Annotated in this window: 18 protein-coding genes; 15 read left to right on the plus strand and 3 right to left on the minus strand. The window is 67.0% G+C overall.

Translation table 11 applies throughout. From position 1 onward, the window contains the following. Positions 1-46 precede the first annotated feature (46 nt). From TY25_RS05700 to TY25_RS05750, 11 genes are all read left to right on the plus strand, one after another. Positions 47-1,018 carry a hypothetical protein gene (locus TY25_RS05700; RefSeq protein WP_146153955.1) on the plus strand — a complete coding sequence of 324 codons (972 nt, stop codon included), beginning with the start codon at positions 47-49 and terminating at the stop codon, positions 1,016-1,018. Between the two features lie 91 nt (positions 1,019-1,109). Beyond that, positions 1,110-2,024 carry an ATP-binding cassette domain-containing protein gene (locus tag TY25_RS05705; RefSeq protein WP_042254708.1) on the plus strand — a complete coding sequence of 305 codons (915 nt, stop codon included), beginning with the start codon at positions 1,110-1,112 and terminating at the stop codon, positions 2,022-2,024. Then, complete coding sequence (locus TY25_RS05710; protein WP_042254645.1) at positions 2,021-2,800, plus strand: hypothetical protein; 780 nt, start codon at positions 2,021-2,023, stop codon at positions 2,798-2,800. The genes TY25_RS05705 and TY25_RS05710 overlap by 4 nt, the downstream gene beginning before the upstream one ends. Then, positions 2,797-3,939 (plus strand): sensor histidine kinase, encoded by a 1,143-nt coding sequence (locus TY25_RS05715; RefSeq protein WP_052382823.1) that lies wholly within the window; start codon positions 2,797-2,799, stop codon positions 3,937-3,939. The genes TY25_RS05710 and TY25_RS05715 overlap by 4 nt, the downstream gene beginning before the upstream one ends. Further along, complete coding sequence (locus TY25_RS05720; RefSeq protein WP_042254646.1) at positions 3,936-4,592, plus strand: response regulator; 657 nt, start codon at positions 3,936-3,938, stop codon at positions 4,590-4,592. The genes TY25_RS05715 and TY25_RS05720 overlap by 4 nt, the downstream gene beginning before the upstream one ends. Before the next feature lie 20 nt (positions 4,593-4,612). Continuing rightward, on the plus strand, positions 4,613-6,055 hold the full coding sequence (locus tag TY25_RS05725; RefSeq protein ID WP_042254647.1) for an FAD-dependent monooxygenase: 1,443 nt from the start codon (positions 4,613-4,615) through the stop codon (positions 6,053-6,055). Between the two features lie 72 nt (positions 6,056-6,127). After that, positions 6,128-7,195 (plus strand): hypothetical protein, encoded by a 1,068-nt coding sequence (locus TY25_RS05730; protein WP_146153956.1) that lies wholly within the window; start codon positions 6,128-6,130, stop codon positions 7,193-7,195. Between the two features lie 341 nt (positions 7,196-7,536). Then, positions 7,537-8,349, plus strand: coding sequence for an SAM-dependent methyltransferase (locus tag TY25_RS05735; protein ID WP_052382825.1), 813 nt, complete (start codon positions 7,537-7,539; stop codon positions 8,347-8,349). A gap of 108 nt (positions 8,350-8,457) precedes the next feature. After that, positions 8,458-8,937 (plus strand): MTB12 C-terminal domain-containing protein, encoded by a 480-nt coding sequence (locus TY25_RS05740; RefSeq protein ID WP_042254649.1) that lies wholly within the window; start codon positions 8,458-8,460, stop codon positions 8,935-8,937. Positions 8,938-8,953: 16 nt separating this feature from the next. Beyond that, positions 8,954-9,691 carry an ABC transporter ATP-binding protein gene (locus TY25_RS05745; protein ID WP_042254651.1) on the plus strand — a complete coding sequence of 246 codons (738 nt, stop codon included), beginning with the start codon at positions 8,954-8,956 and terminating at the stop codon, positions 9,689-9,691. Beyond that, positions 9,688-10,527, plus strand: coding sequence for a hypothetical protein (locus TY25_RS05750; RefSeq protein WP_042254653.1), 840 nt, complete (start codon positions 9,688-9,690; stop codon positions 10,525-10,527). Before TY25_RS05745 ends, TY25_RS05750 begins: the two co-directional genes overlap by 4 nt. A 617-nt stretch (positions 10,528-11,144) precedes the next feature. Here TY25_RS05750 and TY25_RS05755 read toward each other — a convergent pair. After that, entirely contained in the window at positions 11,145-12,452 is a 1,308-nt protein-coding gene (locus tag TY25_RS05755; protein ID WP_226887311.1) for a cytochrome P450, read from the minus strand. 427 nt (positions 12,453-12,879) lie between these two features. Then, a complete protein-coding gene (locus TY25_RS05760; protein ID WP_052382826.1) occupies positions 12,880-14,517 on the minus strand; it encodes a PucR family transcriptional regulator in 1,638 nt (545 codons plus the stop codon). Here TY25_RS05760 and TY25_RS44410 point away from each other — a divergent pair. Continuing rightward, complete coding sequence (locus tag TY25_RS44410) at positions 14,428-14,886, plus strand: CocE/NonD family hydrolase C-terminal non-catalytic domain-containing protein (protein WP_226887481.1); 459 nt, start codon at positions 14,428-14,430, stop codon at positions 14,884-14,886. The genes TY25_RS05760 and TY25_RS44410 overlap by 90 nt on opposite strands. Before the next feature lie 183 nt (positions 14,887-15,069). Then, positions 15,070-16,464, plus strand: coding sequence for an amidase (locus tag TY25_RS05770; RefSeq protein WP_042254659.1), 1,395 nt, complete (start codon positions 15,070-15,072; stop codon positions 16,462-16,464). Between the two features lie 71 nt (positions 16,465-16,535). Here the strand turns inward: TY25_RS05770 and TY25_RS05775 are convergent, their stop codons facing one another. Then, positions 16,536-17,201 (minus strand): TetR/AcrR family transcriptional regulator, encoded by a 666-nt coding sequence (locus TY25_RS05775; protein WP_042254661.1) that lies wholly within the window; start codon positions 17,199-17,201, stop codon positions 16,536-16,538. A gap of 139 nt (positions 17,202-17,340) precedes the next feature. Here TY25_RS05775 and TY25_RS05780 point away from each other — a divergent pair, with 139 nt between their 5' ends. Together TY25_RS05780 and TY25_RS05785 are read left to right on the plus strand one after the other, a co-directional pair. Then, entirely contained in the window at positions 17,341-19,017 is a 1,677-nt protein-coding gene (locus tag TY25_RS05780) for a hypothetical protein (protein WP_042254662.1), read from the plus strand. 260 nt (positions 19,018-19,277) lie between these two features. Next, complete coding sequence (locus tag TY25_RS05785) at positions 19,278-19,910, plus strand: SH3 domain-containing protein (RefSeq protein WP_042254665.1); 633 nt, start codon at positions 19,278-19,280, stop codon at positions 19,908-19,910. The last annotated feature ends 18 nt before the right edge of the window (positions 19,911-19,928 follow it).

The raw sequence follows: 19,928 nt of genomic DNA on the forward strand, positions 1-19,928 counted from the left end.
CCCCGCGCGTGAGTTGACGCGCATCAAGCGAAGAATCGTTCTGGTCATGGCGATCGTGTTGTCGTGGGTCGTTACCGCGGCGCTGTGTTCGTGTGCCACGGCAACACCCCAGAAACGGCCGGAACTGCCGGAGTTGCCGTCGTACACGGATCAGTTGTCGGCGGCGGACCGGGAAAAGATCAACTTCCGCAACAGTATTCGAGCGCTGGATCCCTGTGCCTACGTCGATGCCGTGGCACTGAGCCGGATCGGGAAGCCGGTGATGAGCGGTGCGTCAGGCTTCGTCTTCGGGCCGTGCGAGATCTGGTTCGACGGCCCGCGGATCACGATCGACATCGGCAAGGTGGTCGCCGACGCCGTGCCGCGCGTGGTCGGTGGCACCACGGTGTGGATCCACCATGCGGACGAGTCCGGCAACTCGTGTTATGCCCAACTGCGCCTGAATGACAGCTATGGCGTCGATTTCGGCGTGATCCTGCGGCGGAACATCGGTGATCCGCCGACGCCGGTGGAAGCGTGCAACATGGCCGCAGACCTCGCCGCAGCGCCTGCCGCCCGGCGCACCGATCGCCCGTTGCGCGCGGAATCGCAGTATCCGCAAATGAATTCGCGATTGGCCGCCATCGACCCATGCGCCGTGCTCGGCAAGGTCGGGCCCGGACACCGTCCCGTGCTCGAGCCGGACTTCGACGACTTCCTGTTCTGGTGTGGTTACCGCCTGGACGAAGGAGACGAGTCGAGCTTCCAGGCGATCCATTACGTGTATCGGAGCTACAGCCACATGAAACCGCTGCGCGGGCAGCGGAAATTGACGATCGGCGGATTCCAGGCCTTGGAGGACCCCGAGCCCATCGACTCGGAACCGGGCACCTGCGCGATCTATATTGCGACCGACCCGCCCGAGACCGAGAGCGGCGTCCAAACCGAGACCGTCGAGGTCACCGCGCGCAGCGGTTGCGCCGCCGCCACCACCCTCGCCGAGGAGCTCACCCGCCTCTACAACGAATTCGCCCGCTGAGCGCAGCGCGGGTCGTCGCTCGTGCGAGCTACGCGGAAGTGGGCTCTGCAGTGGGATGTGGGTGGCGGCGGAGGCCGCTTATGGTCGGGAGGTGATCGAAGCAAGAGGCTTGACCAAGGCTTATGGCCGGACAGTCGCGGTGCGGGACGGGGGGTTCACCGTGGCGCCCGGCCGGGTGACCGGGTTCCTCGGCCCGAACGGATCGGGCAAGACGACGACGCTGCGGATGATTCTCGGCCTCGCTACCCCGTCGAGTGGGGAGGTGCGGGTGGCGGGCAAACGCTATTGCGAACTCGTCCGTCCGCTGCATGTCGTCGGCGCGTTGCTGGACGCCGGTGACGTACTGGCATCGCGGACCGCGGTCGCGCATCTGCGGGTGCTGGCGGCGGCGAACGGGATTCGCCGCTCGCGCGTGGACGAGGTGCTCGGTGCGGTCGGTTTGGCCGAGGTGGCCGGACGACGGGTCGGCGAGTTCTCGCTGGGGATGCGGCAGCGGCTGGGTATCGCCGCGGCATTGCTCGGCGATCCGGCGATCGTCGTGCTGGACGAACCGGTCAACGGGTTGGACACCGAGGGCATCCGGTGGATTCGCGGACTGTTGCGCTCAATGGCCGACCAGGGCCGCACGGTGCTGCTGTCCAGCCATGTGATGAGCGAGATGCAGCTGGTCGCCGATCATCTGCTGGTGATCGGCGCGGGCACGTTGCTCGCGGACGAGCCGATGACGCGGTTCATCGAGCGGCATGCGGATCCGGTGGTGCGGGTCCGCGCGGCCGAGCTCCCGGTGTTGGTCGAGACGATCGGCGCCGAAGCGCGGGTCGAGCTGCATGGCGATTCCGCTGTGGTGCACGGGATCTCGTCGCGCGCGATCGGCCGGTTGGCGGCGCGCAACGGCATCGTGCTCGATGAGCTGACGCCGATACACGCTTCGGTGGAGGACGTGTTCACCGGACTGGTCGAGCAGCATCAGCAGTTCGCGCACGGTGCGGCGGGGCGGGCGGCATGAGCGCGGTGCGCGTCGCCGTGCCGTACCGGTCGCTCCTGGGTGACCAGATCCGTTCGGAGACAGTCAAAATCAGGTCGGCACGGACGCTGTCGCTACTGCCCGTGGCGGCGTCGGTGCTGGGCCCGGTGTCGGCGGTGCTGGTGGGGGTGACCGGGAGCCTCTCGCCGGGCGACACCCTGATGGGCGGCGCGCTGACGGGAGTGTCGGCAGCACTGGCGGTGGTCGCGGCTTGGGGTGCGCTGGTGGTGACGACCGAGTATTCCGCGGGCACGATCCGCCCGGTATTGGCCGCCACGCCGCAGCGGACCGTGGTGTTGGCGGCGAAGGCGATTGTGGTCGCCGTGGTGGCCGCCGTCGTGGGCGTGCTGTCGCCCTCGGCGTCGCTGCTGATCGGATCGGCGACCATCGATGCGGCGAAATATCCAGTCGGCGAAGTCTTTCCGGGCCTGATCGGTATCTGGTGTTGTTTCCCGTTGGTCGCGTTGCTCGGCGTCGGCGCCGGGGTGCTGCTGCGCGGGTCGGTGGGTGCGGTGGCGATGGTGGCGGCACATGTCGTGGTGCCACAACTGACGGCGGCACAGGCATTCGGGGAGTTGCACAAGTGGGCGACCGTGGCCGCGCCGAGCGCCGTGGTGGCGAAACTGTCACACAACGCCGATGCCGCCCCCGAGCTCATGGGTTCGCTCGGCGGCTGGCCACGGCTGGTCCTCGTCGCCGCCACCGCGGTGTCGGCGCTGTACTCGGCGCGGCGGGCGCTGGAACGCAGGGACGTATGACGATTCGGATCGGGGAGCGGTGGCTGGTGCCGGCGGTGCTGGTCGTTGCGGTGTTCGTGTTCGTGGTGGTCGACCATACGCTGGTGTCCGACACGGACCTCGGCCTGCGGCAGTCCACCGGGTTGGCGTTGCTGCAAGCCCTGGCGATCGTGTTGCAGCTGCGGTTCGCCGTGCTCGGCTGGCTGGTCAGTGCGGTAGCGGTCGGGTACGCGTCGGTCGCGGTGGGCGGGCCGTCGTGGGTGGAGCCGATGTTCAACAGCTACCTGGTGGTGCTCGCCCTGCTGGCGGTGCGGGTGCCTTGGCGCACCGCCGCGGTGGTATGGGCCGCCACCACCGGTATGGGCGTTGTGCTGACTGTGGTGATGCCGCACGCGCGGTGGACCGATATCGTCGGGTCCGCGGTGCTGGCGGGTTTGGTACTGGTGGCCGCGGCGGCGGTGCGGGCGGTGATCGACGCCCGCCGCGCCGCGTACGAGCAGGCGCGGGAATCGGCGCACCAGCAGCAACGCACCGTGTTGCTCGAGGAGCGGGCCCGGATCGCGCGCGAGTTGCACGACGTGGTCGCGCACCACATGTCGGTGATCGCGATCCAGGCCGAATCCGCGCGCTACCGGATCGCCGACCCGCCGCCGGAATTGCTGACGAGTCTGTCGGCGATCCACACCGGAGCCTCGGCGGCCCTGACCGAGATGCGGCGCATTCTCGGTGTCCTGCACGCCGAAGCCGACGAACCCACCCAGCCGCAACCTCGCATCGCCGATATCGATGGCCTGGTCGAGGGCATCCGTGCGGCCGGACGGCAGGTGCTCCTGGGCCGCGAGGGGACGGTGCGGGAGCTTGCGACGGGCGTGGAGATCTGTGCGTACCGCATTGTGCAGGAAGCGCTGAGCAATGCGGTACGCCACGCTCCCGGCGCCGACGTTCGAATCGAATTGTGTTATCGCACTGCGGAACTGGAGATATCGGTGCTCAACGGGCCCGGAGGCGCCGTTGCGCCGTCGCGAAGCGGCGGTCGTGGGCTGATCGGAATGCGCGAACGAGTAGCCGTCCTGGGCGGCGGTCTGGAGACCATGCCGACACCGGAGGGCGGCTACTCCGTCCAGGCAGTCCTGCCACTGACGGAGCGGAACGCGCCATGACGATTCGTGTGCTGATCGCCGACGACCAGGCCCTGATCCGCGACGGACTCTCGGTGCTGCTGACCGCCCAGCCGGATCTCGAGGTGGTCGGCGAGGCCGCCGACGGCGTCGAAGCGGCCCGTCTGACGGCCGACCTCCGACCGGACGTGGTTCTGATGGATATTCGGATGCCGCGACTCGACGGGCTCGAAGCCACCGCTCGCATCGTCGCCTCCGGCGCACCCGCCCGGGTGATCGTGCTGACCACCTACGATCTCGACGAATATGTCTTCCGCGCGCTCCGCGTCGGCGCCAGCGGCTTTCTGCTCAAAGACACCAGTGGGCTCGTGATCGTGGACAGCATCCGTACGATCGCGCTGGGGGACGCGATGCTCGCGCCGTCGGTCACCCGGCGTCTGCTGGCCGAGTTCGCCCGCTTACCCGCCCGGCACCGACCGGACGATGCGCGCCTACAGGCCCTCACCGACCGCGAAACCCAGGTGCTGACCCTGATCGCCCGCGGTCTGTCCAATGCCGAAATCGCCGAAACCCTGGGCATCGCAGAGGAAACCGTGAAAACCCACGTCGGCCGGATTCTGGCCAAACTCCGGCTGCGTGACCGCACCCAGGCCGCGATCGCTGCCTACGAAACCGGTCTGGTCACACCCGGCTGACCCGTCCCGGAGACATTGTCATGCGCATCCACACCCTCATCAGCGGGGCCGGACCCACCGGCCTCACGCTGGCCATCGACCTCGCCCGCCGCGGTATCCCGGTCCGGATCGTCGACAAGGCAGTGCGGCATCCGACCGGTTCCCGGGGCGACACCCTCCAGCCACGCACCCTCGAAGTCTTCGACGACCTCGGCATCATCGACCGCGTGCTGCGAGCCGGTGCGCCGCAGCCGATCGTCCTCGTCTACCGGGCCGGCGCCCCGGAGCGCGAACTGCGGATGACCGACCCGATACCGCCGAGTTCTGCTGTGCCTTACCCGAATCCGTGGACGCTCGGCCAATCCGACACCGAGGCGATCCTGCGCGCCCGCTTGGCCGAATTCGGTGTCGAGGTCGAACTCGCCACGGAAACAGCAGGGTTCGCCGCGGACGACAGTGGAGTCACGGTAACTCTGGCACACGCGGGAACCACCGAAACCGTCCGAGCCGACTATCTGATCGGCGCGGACGGCGCGCACAGCCTCGCGCGCCGCACGCTCGGGATCGAATTCGACGGTTCCACAGACGAATCCACGCGTCTGCTGCTCGGCGATGTTCGCGCCGACGCTCTCGATCACACGCACGGTCACTGTTTTGCATCCGCCGATGCGGCCATCGGGGTCGTCTTCTCGCCACTACCCGGGCGACCGCACTTCCAAGTCGGCATGCCGCTGCCCGCCGGGATCGAACCCGGCCTCGGCCCCCTCCAAGCTGCCGTCGACACCTGCTCCGGCCGTTCCGACATCCGCCTGACCGACCTGACCTGGTGCACCGTGTGGCGTCCGAACATCCGCCTGGCCAGACGATTCCGTTCCGGCCGGGTCTTGCTGGCCGGCGACGCCGCCCACGTCCACCCGCCCACCGGCGGGCAGGGTCTCAACACCGGCGTCCAGGATTCCTACAACCTCGGCTGGAAACTCGCCACCGGTGACGACGAGCTCCTCGACACCTACGACATCGAACGCCGCGCCGTCGCGGCTGCTGTCCTCGGCCTCAGCACCGCATTGCTGCACCGGGCCACCAGCGGGGCCGAGGACGCCCACCGCCGCGACCACACGCACCAGCTCGACATCACCTACCGTGATCCCGCCGCCACCGGCACCCTCCTTCCAGGCGACCGCGCCCCCGACGCATCCGTCACCGATATCGCCGGACAGCGGCTACGGCTGTTCGACCTCTACCGCGGGCCGCAGCACACCCTTTTGTCCTTCGGTGAAACCGCGCTTTGCGCAACAGATTCCGACGTCCACGTCTGGGCGGTGCGGGGCACTGGACACCGCCCGAACGATCCAGGTATCGGCCGCCACGTCATCGACGTCGATGGTCACGCTTTCCGCGACTACGACGCTCGTCCCGGAACGCTCATCCTCGTTCGTCCCGATGGGCATATAGCCGCGCGCACCGACCCGGCACCGTCGGGATGACCCTCGGACGGTCCTGTCGCAGAGCAGATGTGCAACACTGACGCGGTGCAGCCTAAGCGCAGGATTCACTTCGTGGGCAGCTTGCCCGGACAGTTGGACACTCCAGAGAAGGCTATGGCGTTCGCCGTCGACACCGCCGGTGAATATCTGGACGGCGTGCTACCCGGTGGCGAGGCGGACCCTTATCGCGCCCAGTGGTACATCAGGCCGATCATCGACCGGCTCGACAGTATCCCGGCGCTGGCGCCCGTGCGCCGCGGGGATTGGTCGACGCTGCGTTCCCGCAACACCTTTCGGCTCAGGAAGGGCCGGTCGCTGATCGAAGCCGATCTCGACGCCGCGCTCGGCTACGCTGCGGAGACCGATCGTGCCCTCGAGGCGCTGGCGGATATGCGGCGCACCGATCCCGGACTGCGCTTTCAGGTGGGCATACCGACGCCGTTCGTCATCGGCTTCATCGCGTTCGAGGCGCGGATGCTCGTGTGGCGTCGACGTTCGGCGCAGCGCGGCGCGCGAGCCTTCCCTTATTACCGCCCGATCGTCGACGCGACTGTCCGGGAGATCGTCCGAATCCATGAGAAGTTGGGGAACAACGTCGTCTTCCAACTCGAGCTGGCCGCGGAGACGCTCATCTGTGCGCGGATGCCCGGGGCCTTGCGGCAGGGGCCGGCCAACGCGGCAGGCCGGGCGATCGGCCGGCTCGTCGCACGGGCGCCCCACGACGCCCACTTCGGCGTCCATCTCTGCTTCGGCAGTCTCGACGACAAGCCGGCCGTGGCGCCGAGATCGGCGGCGGCGGTCGTCGATCTGGCGAACGCGATAGCCCGATACTGGCCCGCGGGAAGACATCTCGATTTCGTCCACATGCCCATCGGTGACGGCAAACAGGCGCCGGTTCGGCCGCGGTACTACGCGCCCCTGGCCCGCCTCGAACTGCCCGCCGATACGCGTGTCGCCGCCGGGCTCGCGCATGCGGCGCAGCCGCTCGCGCAGGCCCGGCAGGCACTGGCGGTCGCGGAGGCGGCCTACGGCGGGCCGTTGGACGTTGCGGCGCCCTGCGGTCTAGGGCGCTATACGACCGTCGACCGGGCGCGATCCGCGGTCGCGCACGCGGTAGCCCTGGCGGAAACGGATCTGTGAAACGGTCTTTGGTCACAGTGGCCTTTGTCGGACGTCGCCGACCGAGGTGAACATGCACGGACATGGTGCACACCGTGACGTTCCGAGTGCAGTCCGGACCGCGGCGAAAGCCGCAGTCGCGCGCCGAGATCCGGTTGCCGGGTCGGCGAAATCGGCGTATATCGGGCTGTCGGTTGCGTCGCGAACACCGTTGTGCCGGAGCGCGGTTCGCTCCGGCACAGACCGAAGGGCCGGTTTGAAAGGGGCGCTACGGGGTACGGCGCCACGAATTCCAACACATCCGCGCGCCAGATCCGTGGAGGAGCACACGCCTGCGGGGGTGATCGGCTACGGTTACACCCGTGGTCGAAGCAACTGAAGGGCCTGCGCCGGAGAACGACCGAAAGCCGGAACCGTTCGACCCCGGCGCGCTGAACTCTGCGCGGGTGTACGACTACCTATTGGGTGGGAAGGACTATCGCGAGGTCGACGAAGACATGGGCAACGAAATGCTCACTCGCGCACCCGAAATCAAGACTGTGGCGTGGTTCGCCCGCAGCTTCATGCTCAAGGCGGTCCAGATGGCCGCCGATGCCGGCATCCGGCAGTTCATCGATCTCGGCTCGGGTATCCCGACCTCGCCCAACGTGCACGAGGCGGCACGCGAGATCGAGCCTTCGGCGCAGGTGGTGTATGTCGACTACGACCCGGTCGTGCACGCCCACTGTGACGCGCTGCTGGCCGGCCCGCGCGGCGTCACAGCACTATTGGGCGACATTCGCCATCCCGACGAGATCTTCGATCAGCTGAAGAACCAGACCCTGATCGATTTCAATGAGCCCGTGGCCATCACCATCATCGGTGTGCTGCACTACGTGATGGACGAAGAGCACCCCGCCGGTATCATCGCCGCCCTCCGTGACCGGTTGGCGCCGGGCAGTTTGCTGGCGATCACGCACGGGTCCACCTCGTCCGCCCCCGAGGTACTCGAGGTGCTCACGGCTACCAAGAACACGTCCGCCCAGGTCTGCTTCCGGCCCCCGGCGCAGACGGAAGCCTTCTTGGACGGCTTCGAACTGCTCGAACCCGGCGTGGTCCCGGTGCAGGAGTGGCTGCGCCCCGACTTGCCGAAAACCCGGATGATCATGGACGCCGCCATCGGCCGCAAACCCTGAGAATCCGGCAGGAACAGGAGTAATGTCGGGTACGCCAATTTGTTGTTGGCCGCCTGCACATTCGAGCGTGCATCAGGTGCTGTCCCAGTCGATCAAGAGGATGAAATAATGAAGACCCTCACAACTGTCGCTGGTGTCGTGTCGTCGATCATGACGGTCGCCGTGGTCACGACCGGTGCCTCGGTTGTCAATGCCCCTCTCGCCGCCGCGTCGCCGGGGGATCTCGTCACCGCCGATGTCCCGACCGTGAACGAACTCGACGACCAGGTCGCGTTCCTGATCGAGCTGCCCGGCTCCGACGAGGCCAAGGCCGCCCATATGGAAGGCGGCATGCGGGCGGTCGTGGTTGCCCGCACCCTGTACAACATCGGCTGGTATCGGGCTCCGCGCGGGTCGAACGAGATCACCGGTCCGGAAACCCACGAGGGCAACGTGCACACCGCCATGTTGCGCAGCAAGTCGGCGGGACAGCCGGATCTTGTTGCGCGCGTGGTCTGGAAGCGGATCGACGGTGTCTGGAAGCTGTCCAACAGTTCCGTCTGCGAGGGCGTCAAGGCCGTCGGGCTGGCCATGGGCTGCGACTTCTGATCGGCCGCCGCGCGCCGTGATCGAAATCCGTGACCTCACCCTGGGCTATCCAGGGGTCACCGTCCTCGAGGTCCCCGAACTGAGCGTGGCAGACGGGGCACTCACCTATCTCATCGGTCTCAACGGCACCGGCAAAACCACGCTGCTGCGGTGCATCTGCGGCGTCATCACGCCCGCTGTCGGTACGGTCCGGGTCGACGACACCGTCGTCCGGGCCCACCACAGCACACCGGCCTCGCTCGGCATGCACCTCAACTACCGAGCCTTCGACCCGCGCCACACCGCGCGTCGGCACCTGCGCTGGATCGCGAGGGCCCGTGGACTGCGCACCGGCCGGGTCGACGACGTCCTCGAGCTCGTCGATCTCGTCCGGGTCGCCGACCGACGGCTGGGGCACTATTCGCTCGGCATGCTGCAACGGGTCGGCATCGCCGCCGCACTGCTCTCCGAGCCGCAGACCCTGCTGCTCGACGAACCGCTCAACGGCCTCGACATCGCGGGTATCCGCTGGATCCGCGGACTGCTGCGCGACCTCGCCGATGCGGGGACGTGCGTCCTGGTCGCCACCCACCTGCTCGATGAGGTCGAACGCAACGCCGATCACATCGTCATCATCGGAAACGGACGCGTTTTGGCCGACCAGCCGTTCGCCCACCTCATGAACACCCTGGAGCCCGGCGAGGCCGGCCTCGAAGACGCCTACCTGCGCATCGCCGGCTTGCCCACCGAACTCCCGTCGGGAGTGACGCCATGAGCGGCCCCGGCCCGGCCACCCTGATCCGCCGCGGCATCGCCGCCGAATGGACCCGCACCGCGGGACGCAGCTTCCTGTGGACCGTGTCCGTCCCCCTCACCTTCGCGCTGCCGCTGATCGTCACCTTCGCGATCGCCGCTGTCGCAGAACGACTCGCCGACCTCCCCGGGCAGAGCTATGTGGCCACGGTCTCCACCACCAACTCCGTGTACTGGGTGATCACCCTGTCCGTGTCGGTCATGATGGTCACCGCCGCCTACGCCCACGCCACCCAATGGCGCGGTCAGACAAGCGATCTCAACTCCTTCCTGTTTCCCCGGTCCTGGACGGTCGCATTGGCCCGGTGGATGTACTACGGCGTCATCACGGCGATAGCGACGACGGTGCTGCTCGTCGTCGTCATGGTCACGCTGCCCGCTCAATTCCCCAAAATCTATGGGGCGGTGGACATCACGGATGCCGCCGGGATCCGGTTCCTCTGGACCGTCCCGAGCTACGCGTTCGCCGCATGTGGTGTGGGCATCGCGGTCGGATCGGTGATCCGTACCCCGTCCGCCGCCATTGCCGTCCTGCTGTTCTGGGTCTATGTCGCCGAGAACTCCGTCAATCTGCTACCGCACGGCCTCACCCTGCAGGCGTACGCCCCGTTCCTCAACGCCGTCGCCGCCACCGGCCAGGAGGTCGCCTTCCTCCCGCGCTTCGGCCGTAACGGATCTCTGCTCTATTTCGTCGTCGTCGCCGCGATCCTTTTCGTCGTCACGGCCGCCCTGCCGATCCTGCTTCGCCGCGTGTCCGGACAGCGCAGAACGACGCTCACCAAATCGAGTGCACCCTGAGCTGAGCGTGGTGGCTACGGCGTCGATTGTTCGACCGGGCTCTGTCTCGAAGTCCCATGCGCGCGTGCCTAGTTCGGTGTACCTGCCGCGGGAGTTACCGGGATAGTGCTGAGCACGTCGTGTGCCGTACCCGGCTGTAGGTGCACGTCAGGTGTATGAGGCGGGTTCCAGCGTGGTCATCTGGCTGTGGTGGCGTCTCGAGCGGCTTGGGAAAGAGAGGGCGGTTGGGGAGCGGACCGGTTGGTCTGGACCAAGCGACAGATAGGTTGAGGGTCACAGAGGTTTCCTACTGCTCACAGGGGCTACAGCTGCTGTGAACCGTACGGAAGGTCTGTGACCCCGCGACTCACCCACCAAACACGCCGAGCCACAACGCCACCCACCCGAAACCGCTGACACCTCGTCAAGGAACTCTCGAAACAGCACCACAGCCAGACGACCACGCCGGAACCCCACCTTCACGCACCCGACATGCGCCTAAAGCCGGGCACGGCACCTGACGCGCCCAGCACCATCCCTGTAACTCCCGCGGCAGGCACGCCAACCTGAGCAAGTCACACCTCGGCAGCCAGCCAACAAGCCCAAACGCGAGCAAACCAAGCGACAGAAGACAGAACCTAGCCGGAGACCGGACGAACCTCGAGCGGAAGCCTTTTCATCACCGGGATCGGTCCCATGGCTCGCCCGGGCTTCTTGATCGGGACGGCCTGGAACTCCCACTTCGACAGCAGACTGAAGAGCGTGGTTTGCAGTGCCATCCAGGCGAAGTTATTGCCGATGCACATCTGCTTGCCCATGCTGAACGGAGCGAAGCTTCGATGTTTCACCCCGGCGGCCGACCACCGGTCGGGGTCGAAAACGTCCGGATCGGGAAAGATGTTCGGGTTGCGGTGAATGGCCGCGAGGCTGTAGCCGATATCGGTTCCGGCGGGGAATTCGAAACCGTCGAGTTCGACCGTGGTGACGCTGCGCCTGGTCTGCAGCAGTGCCGAATGAGATCGGGTGACCTCGTTCAGGAACTGGTTCAGGTAGTCGAGTTTATCGAGGCTGCCGGGACTGAAATCGCCTGCGGCAGAGATCTCTTCCTGCAGTCTCGAAGCCACCGCGGGATGCTGTCCCAGCTCGTACATCGTCCAGGTCAGCGTGGCGGTCAGGGCGTCGATACCGCCGAAGAGCACCGTCATCGCCTGCTCCACCAGGAACTCGTCACCACGCTGTGCGGCCTCCGGCGAGTCCAGCAGGATATCGATCAGGTCGTTGCGGCGGACACCACTGGCCCGGCGCGCGACCAGCCGCTCCCGGCAGAAGCCGCGCAGTCGCGCTCCTCCCGACCGGAAGTTACGGTTCACCGGCAATGGCAGGCTGGCTACTCGTTTCGGCAAGATGCTGCCCACGATGGCGCCGGCGCCGATATCGTTGATCAGACCCGAGATGAGTTGGATGTCTTCGTCACTGGGTTCGTGCGAGAACATGGACCCCAGCAGGTCGGTGATGACCAAACGCAGCAGGACGGAAGTGAACTCGACGACCTGGCCCGACTGCCACGAATCCGCCAGCGCATCCGCGTTACGCTTCATGATGTACGCGTAGCTTTCCAGCTCGGCGCGATGGAACGCGGGCTGGAGCATGCGACGAATATCATTGTGCTCTTGGCCGTCCGCGACGATGAACGATTCCCCGAATATGAGACGAATGCGTTCGAAGAGGAGCCCGCGCTCGTAGGTGCTGGAATTCTCGATCAACACCTTGTGCAGTAGTTCGAAATCGGTGATGACGTAGACGACACGGCTGCCGATATCGACCCGGGCTATCTTTCCGACGCTGGACAGATCCACCATGAACTGGACCGGGTCGCGCACCAACCGCCAACCGTGTCCGACAACAGGCAAACGTCCGGGACCGCACGGGACGTCACGAAGGTCCACTGTGTCTTGCCCTTTCTTTCGGTAGGTCCAAGGTCGAGGACTTCGGCGGATCCGGCCGCTCTCGCTGAGGCCCGCTGTCGATCAACACGTTACCTTAGCTCGGATTTCCCTGACGGCGGGGGCGACAAGCGAAAACGTTTGTCCTACTGCGATCGTCGCCGACGCGGACGCGTTGTTCGGCTCCCCGCGACGTCCCGATCCGAGCCGCGTTATGGAGGGCGACACACTGAACTGTTACCTGTTCGGACTTGCGGCGGAACGATTTACGCGATAACAGCGCCGAACAATGGCGCGGCGGAAGAATTCGCCGTGATGGCCACGTCGAGTCCGGAGCCGGTAGGCGCTTCCGGCGTTTACCACGCCGCGTGCGCGACTTTCACACCAGCGCAATAGGTTCCGCCGATCGGGCGTGCGAGCGCGGAGTCGTTCAGTGGGGTGCCGGATGGTTGCGGCGTCGTAGCTCGCGCACGCGGAGTTGGAGTTGGGCGAGCAGCATCGCGTCGGCGTCTTCGGGGTCCAGGGCGCAGACCTCCCTGATCCGCCGCATGCGATACCGCACGGTGTTGACGTGGAGTCGCAGCGTCTCCGCCGCGACCTCGGCCCGGCCCGCGCTGTCGAGGTAGGCCCGCAGGGTGGTCAGGAGTGGTCCTTGCTCTCCGTCTTGATCTGCCAGCACCCGCAGTGCGCCGACGAATTCGGGCAGCGCGATGGAATCGGCGTAATTGGCCAGCTGTAGCAAAGCCAGCGGTAGCAACGTGCCGTCGAGATTCGCCACGGCATCGGCGGCGACCGCGGGGTGGCACATCGTCCGCAATATTTCCTCGGCCTGGATGCGCGCCTGGCTTAAATCCGAAACGGACTGGGCGGGCGGGCTCACCGCTATTCTGCAGGAAACGGGAAGCGGGGTTCGTCCGGCGAAGTCGGCCGCCAAGGATTGCGCTGCGGCGCATGCTTGCTTACGCGTCCGGTGCGGCCAGGCAAGTATTCCGTAGACCGTATGGTCCGACCTGATCGCCACGCCCGAAGTGTGCACCGCGGCCAGGTAATGGGCGAGTGAATCCTCGATGCGTCGCAAATCGGCTGTTTCCGCGGAGATTCCGGCGGAAGGAGTCGCGCGGCGAGCCGTCGCGGACCGTGCGAAGCCGAGCGCCAGCACCGACACCGGCCCCTCGGACAGGCCCAGCTTTTCCGCTGTGGCGATTCGGGTCGGTCCGCCGGTGATCAAGGCTTCGGCCAGCTCACGGCGACGTCGCTGCGCTCGGCCGCACGTGTCGTGTCCCGCGGCCATCAAGTGCGCGGCGACCAGTTCGCCCGCCGCGGTCAAGCGCTGGGACAGCCGGGCGGACAGCGGCTGCGGTACGACGAGCCAGACGTAGCCCAGGACGGACCCGCCGCCACGGACCGCTATCGCCACCCGGGCCGCGGCGCCGTCGCCGGCGACGCCCTGGGGGACGAAAACGGGAGTGGTGCTCGTCCGCAGCCGTTCGAAGATGCCGTGCTGTTCCAGTGCACGAAGGTGTTTGCCGGGGACGGTGCGGGCGAAGATCGATTCGGTGCGCATCGGGTCTGCCGTCGTCTGCTGCGCGGACCATGCGAGCACGTTGGAGCGCCAGTCCTCGATCGTCACCGGCGCGTGCACCGCGGCGCTGATGGTGTCGGCGACCGCGAACAGATCGGCGGCGGCTTCGGCGGGGGACCATTGTCTTTGCACGTGCTCGAGCAGCTGCTCGCGTAACGCACTGGCCAGGTCCATCCAGGAAACGTCGGACCGGACCCGCACGATCGTCAGCGGTAACGAGGCGGGCAGCGGCGGTATCTCACCTTTGACGGCAACCGCCGCGGCGTTGTGGCGCGCCGCGTCGTAGACGACGTCGTGCAGGCAATTCGGGCCGAGGTCGGCGGCGACCAGGATGAAGGCCCCGTCTCGGGGGAGACCGCGCACCGGATCGTAGAACTCGATGGTCGAGACCTGCCGATCGGCGAAACGGGCACCGGCCACCACGGTGAGCGGCTTCTTGGCGAGGCTGCTGACGAGACTGTCGACCGTTGCTGTGCCGGTGAACACGAAGCCTGCTCCTTTGGTTCGAATGTCCCGTCGACCGACAGTACGGAAGCGCGCCGGAGATCTGCCCGACGCTGTTCGGCGCCGGTGACGCCGGGGACCGTGTACGAAGCCGATGTCGAGATCTGGCCTTTCTCGATCGTCGCGCCCGCCGGGTATCAGATCGGTCTGTCGGTGCGTGGTCAGGACTACACGCACGGCCTGCCCGGTGCACAGGAGAGCGTCTACGGTCGCGAACTGCTGGGCAGCGGTGCGTACTGGCATGAATTGCCGGGTGACCGCGACAATCCGGTCTTCGACGGTCGGACCACGTTGGTCGGGACGGCCGATCGGCGCCCGTACGTGCTGCTCCCCGTCATTCCCCGCGCGTAGGTTCTCGTTCCCGCACGGGTTCCGGCTACCTCTCGGGCGACCAGGGGTAGCCGGGGCCGCCATTGTATCGCAAGCCGTTGTGGCCCAACCGGATAACGAATCCGGGTGCGGAGCTGCCGAAATGACGGCGAAGTGAGGCCGCAGTTATCCGCCGGTGTCGGAACCGGTATTAGACACGATGGGGTGAACTTGATTTCAGAACTGACTCGTTGGTTGGATGCGACCGATCAGGCCGAGCTCGCCGGGTCAGGGGAGTTGAAACCGATCGATCTGGTCGAGGCCGCGATCGATCGGATCGAGCAACTGGATCCGGCCCTCGGCGCGGTGACGCTGCGCTATTTCGACCAGGCGCGCGCGGCCGCGGTGCATTCGACCGGGCCGTTGGCCGGCGTTCCGTTTCTGATCAAGGACCTGCTCACCGACGTCGCGGGCCAGGTCTGCACCGACGGCAATGTCGCGCTCGCGGCGCAGGCCCGCCCGGCCGCGGCCGATGGTCCGCTGGTGGCGCGCTTGCGGGCGGCGGGGCTGATCTTCGCGGGACGGACGTCGACTTCGGAGTTCGGTACCGTGCCCGCCGCCGATTCCGTCGCCTGGGGCGCCACCCGGAACCCTTGGAACACTGCACTTTTCTCGGGCGGGTCCAGCGGTGGTGCGGCCGCCGCGGTGGCGGCCGGGATGGTGCCGGCCGCGCACGGCACCGATGCCGGGGGCTCCATCCGTGTCCCGGCCTCGTGTTGCGGCCTCGTCGGGCTCAAGCCCTCGCGGGCGGCCGGGCGGGCGGTCGATTCGGTGTTCGACCTGATCGCCGAGTCCGCGGTCACCCGCTCGGTGCGCGATTCCGCTCTGCTGCTGGATATTTCGCGAGGCACCGCGGGCGCAGACGGCTATCTCGCCGCCTCCGGCGTCGAGCCGGGCACATTGCGCATCGGGGTGCTCGACACCCGGTTCGACGGCTCCGCTGTGGCCGCGGAATGTGCTGAGGCAGTGCGCGTCTCGGGACGGCTCCTGGAATCGCTGGGCCATCACCTGGAGCCCGGATTCCCGGCGGCCCTTGGTGATTCGACGTTGGACGGGCTGTTCGGGACGTTCTGGTCCTCGGGCATGGCCGCGCTCCTCGACGGGCTCGCGTGCCGGTTGGGCCGCGCGGTCACCGAAGCCGACGTCGAACCGCTCAACTGGCTGCTCGGTGTGCACGGCGGCGAGGTGACCTGGGCGCAGCGACAGGCCGCGGTCGAGGGGGTCGCCGCGTTCTCCAGGACCGTCCTGAGCTGGTGGGACGAGCACGACCTGCTGCTCACCCCGACCCTGGCCGAACCGCCCCTGCCCGCCGGCGCGCTGCTCTCCGACGCCGCGGACCCGATGGCGGCCCTGCAGCGCAGCGTGCAGTTCTCGCCCTTCACCCCGTTCGCCAATTTCACCGGCCAACCCGCGATCAGCCTGCCCCTCCACGTCACTGCCGACGGCCTGCCGATCGGCATTCAGCTTGTCGCCGCTCCCGGCCGCGAAGACCTGCTGCTGCAGGTCGCTACGCAACTGGAGCTCGCGGCACCATGGCGGGATCGTCGCCCGACCGGGTAGACCCCGCGTCGTTCTGTGCTGTTCTGGCGCAACGGGTTTGCTGCGCGCCCTGGGCTATTCGACCGGCTGTTTCACGTATTGTCCGCTGCCGCAAAGCCTTCGAGCCGGACGCGATCTGACGAGGTTCCGCTGAGGTAGCGGAAGAGCATCGCGGTGAGTTCGTTCTCGAAACGCGGGAGTTCGATCGGCTCGTGGGACGCAATCAGGTGGTGTACAACCAATTCCACGGTGGAGACGACCAGCCGGGCCGCGGTGTAGGTGTCGACGACCCGGACCTCCGGATGGCGGTCGAGGATGTGCTGCAGGTAAACGACGCGCTCTTCGCCGTGTGCGGCGATCTTCGCCAAGAGTTCGGCCGAGCGGGGTGTCTGCTCCATCATCACGCGCAGCAGTTGCGGGTCGTCGAGGTGGTTCTCGATCGCGGCCCGCACGAATATCCGCATGGTCTCCGCCAACGAGTCGGGCAGCCGCTCGTTGCGGAGACGTTCGACGGTGGCTGCACCCGCGTCGAGATGGCGGGTCATCAGTTCGACGAGGATCGCGTCCTTGTTCGGGTAGTACTGGTACAGCGAGCCGATCGAGATCTCCGCCTGTTCGGCGATTCGATTGGTGGTACCGGCGGCGTAGCCGTGCTCGGCGAAAACGCGCGCGGCCGCGGTGAGGATGCGCTGCCTGGTGAGTTCGGCCCGATATTGGCGCGGCTGTTTGCGGGGGTTGAGCCGACGCTGGTCCGGCATCGAGGCACCTCCGGGACGGGCGAGGGAAAGCGAGTAATTGCTCATAGTAGTTTGTGCGCCTGTCTTGCTCGCCGCCCCGTGCTCGCCCGCTGCGCGCGTCCGTGGTTGCATGTGGGTGCGCAGGATGAGGCGGAGGAACATGGGATACGACTGCACATTGCATCTGGTGGACGAGGACGCGATCCGGGAGCAGTTCGTGCCCCGGCTGCTCGGCAGCGCCTCCGGGCCGACGGCGTTGGATCGAGTGCATCCGGATAGTGAGGACCTCTGGCGGCAGGTACGAGAGCTGCTGCATGGCACGGACGGCCGGGCCGCGGCGGCCGCGGTGTCCGTCGCGGCGGTCATGTTCAGCGCCTCGATGCTGCCCTACCGATACGAGCGCGGACTGGCGCTGAGCCTCGCGTTCGAGACGGGACGGGTGTTCCCGGATTCGGTGTTCGCGCCGAAGGCGGCGTACGCGCCGGACGGACTGTTCGCCGAAGTCGTTGCGGCACATCCGCATTTGAGCGGGCAGTTCACGTCGGGGTGGTTCGGTGGGAACTACACGACCGGCCTCTACGTGCCCGCTGATCATGTCGCGGAGGTGCTGGAGTGGGTCGAAGAGCAGCTCGCGCCCTTGCCGAAAGGTGAACAGCGGAAGTATCGGGGGATCGTGGCGACCTTGCGGGCGGCGGTCGACCGCAAGCTGGGGTATTGGGAGGCAACCGATCTCGCGGTGCCCGCCGCCGGGGAGTTCCCGGGAGATCCGGAACTGATGTGGGCGCAGTACCTGGGCAACGACGGAACTCCGGCCGCCGCGGTGGAGACCGCGCCGGCCTCGCCGATCGCGAGCGTCCTCGATGACATCGTCGACGGATTCCTGTTGTCGCACAGCGATGGGCGCACGCCGCGGGTGGAGCTGTGGGACCTCGCTGCGTGGCCGCCGCGTTTGGCGTTGCAGCGCAACGAATTCTGGGTGGCGGCGGCGCGGTCGCCCCGCGGTGGATGGCTCGCGCAGTCCACCGCCGACACGAAGGCGCGCCCACGCGTATTCGGGCCGATCCTGGTGGACGGCTCGGACGACGCGCCCCGAGTGCTGCCTGCCAAAGGGCCCGGCGACGCCGATCTCTACGCGCACGAATGCTATTTCCTCGGTGCGCGTCCCGTGGTCTTGCACGAGGTGAAGACGCACCTGCTGCGCTTCGGCGGGATGAATGTGGGTGACCCGTTGCCCGGTCCGCTGTGGCTCGCGGACTCCGGTGTGTGGGAACAGATTCCCGGTATTCCGGACGCTGCCGTGGTGAAGAGTGTACTCGGCGACGCGGCGCGTCCGATGACCGGCGCTGCCCGGCTGGCCGACGGCAGCACCGTATTGATCTGGGACGGAAACGGATACGAGCTGAACGCGGCGGGCACCGGCTGTGTGCGTGCGTTCGACATGGGTGCTCAGCGCTCGTTCGTCGAGTTCACCTCGGTGCCCGCGGGGGACGACGGGTTCTTCTATCTGTCCGACCGCCGCCTGCACGAGATCCATCGCGGCGGGACTCCGGTCCGGCATGTCGAAGCCTGGACGAATGTGATGGCGGTGCGGCCGGGGCCGGACGGCGGGCTGCTACTGAAATTCGGTGGTAATGACGAGGGCGACGTCGGGGTGCTCTACTTCCCGGAGGACCGCACGTATATCCCGCTGCCGCCGGAGATGTTCGACGACAAGTCCAGCTACTCGGAATTGTACTGGAGCGAAGGGCCCGATCGCGTCGTGGTGGTCGGCGGTGGTTATGTCGCCGTGCGGTCGGATGCTGTGCTGGCGGGGCCGCGGTCGGCCGTGCCGGAGTGACTTCTGTTCGCCACCGCGATCGACCCCGACGGCAACTACCTCCAGCTCATCCAGCTGAGCCCGCAACATCGTGCCGAAATGGCAGCAGGGGGCAAATGAGGGGCCGCCGCTGCTCGATCTCATCGCGTCGAAGGTGCTTATCAGGCGGGTTGTGGGAAGTTGGGTAGTTGGCTACTCAGGACCTGGGGTGGGGGTGGTTTTACCTTTCCAGTACCGACATCGGTGGCGGGTGTTTCGCCGACCGGAACTGGAGGAGCAGCATGTCCAGCAAAATAATCGAGAAGGCGGTTCTCGGGGCCGCGATAGGCGCGTTGGGTGCGACCGCTTTGGTCGTGACGGCGGAGCCTGCGGGGGCTGTCCCGGTCTGTAGTCAGTATGGATTCAATACGCAAGCGACGACCATCGATCAGAGCAATGGTTGGCTTGTGTATTTCCTCAATGCGGGGGACATTCAGCAAACGCATCAGGGGCGTGCGATCACTGCGATGAAGAACGGCACTAACCTGAAGGGCGGAAACATCAGCGACGCCACCATCACCGGCCGCGACGTCCGATTCACCATCCATTGGGACGACACCGGCTTCGCGCACTACTCCGGCCGGGTGGAGAACGACGGTTTCGCCCGTGGACTCGGTTCCGGCGCAGAGCCTTCCGCGGCTGCCTGGAGTTCGACTCGCCCGTTCCCCTGCCTTTCCCAGCAGAACGTCGCGACCGTCACCCAAGACGTCGATGTCTACGACGCCCCAGGAGGCGCCGGGGATGTCCTTGGCATACTGCGCCAAGGCCAAGAGGTCACCCTCGTCGGAAACTGCAACAAGGACGACTGGTGCCAGGTCACCGGCCCTGCCGTCCCCGGCGGCACCGGCTGGGTCTGGGGTGCTCTACAGTTCTGAAACCTTCGGGCGTCCACG

Origin of the sequence: Nocardia brasiliensis NBRC 14402, assembly GCF_000308475.2 — a bacterium.
Classification (GTDB): Bacteria; Actinomycetota; Actinomycetes; order Mycobacteriales; family Mycobacteriaceae; genus Nocardia; species Nocardia brasiliensis.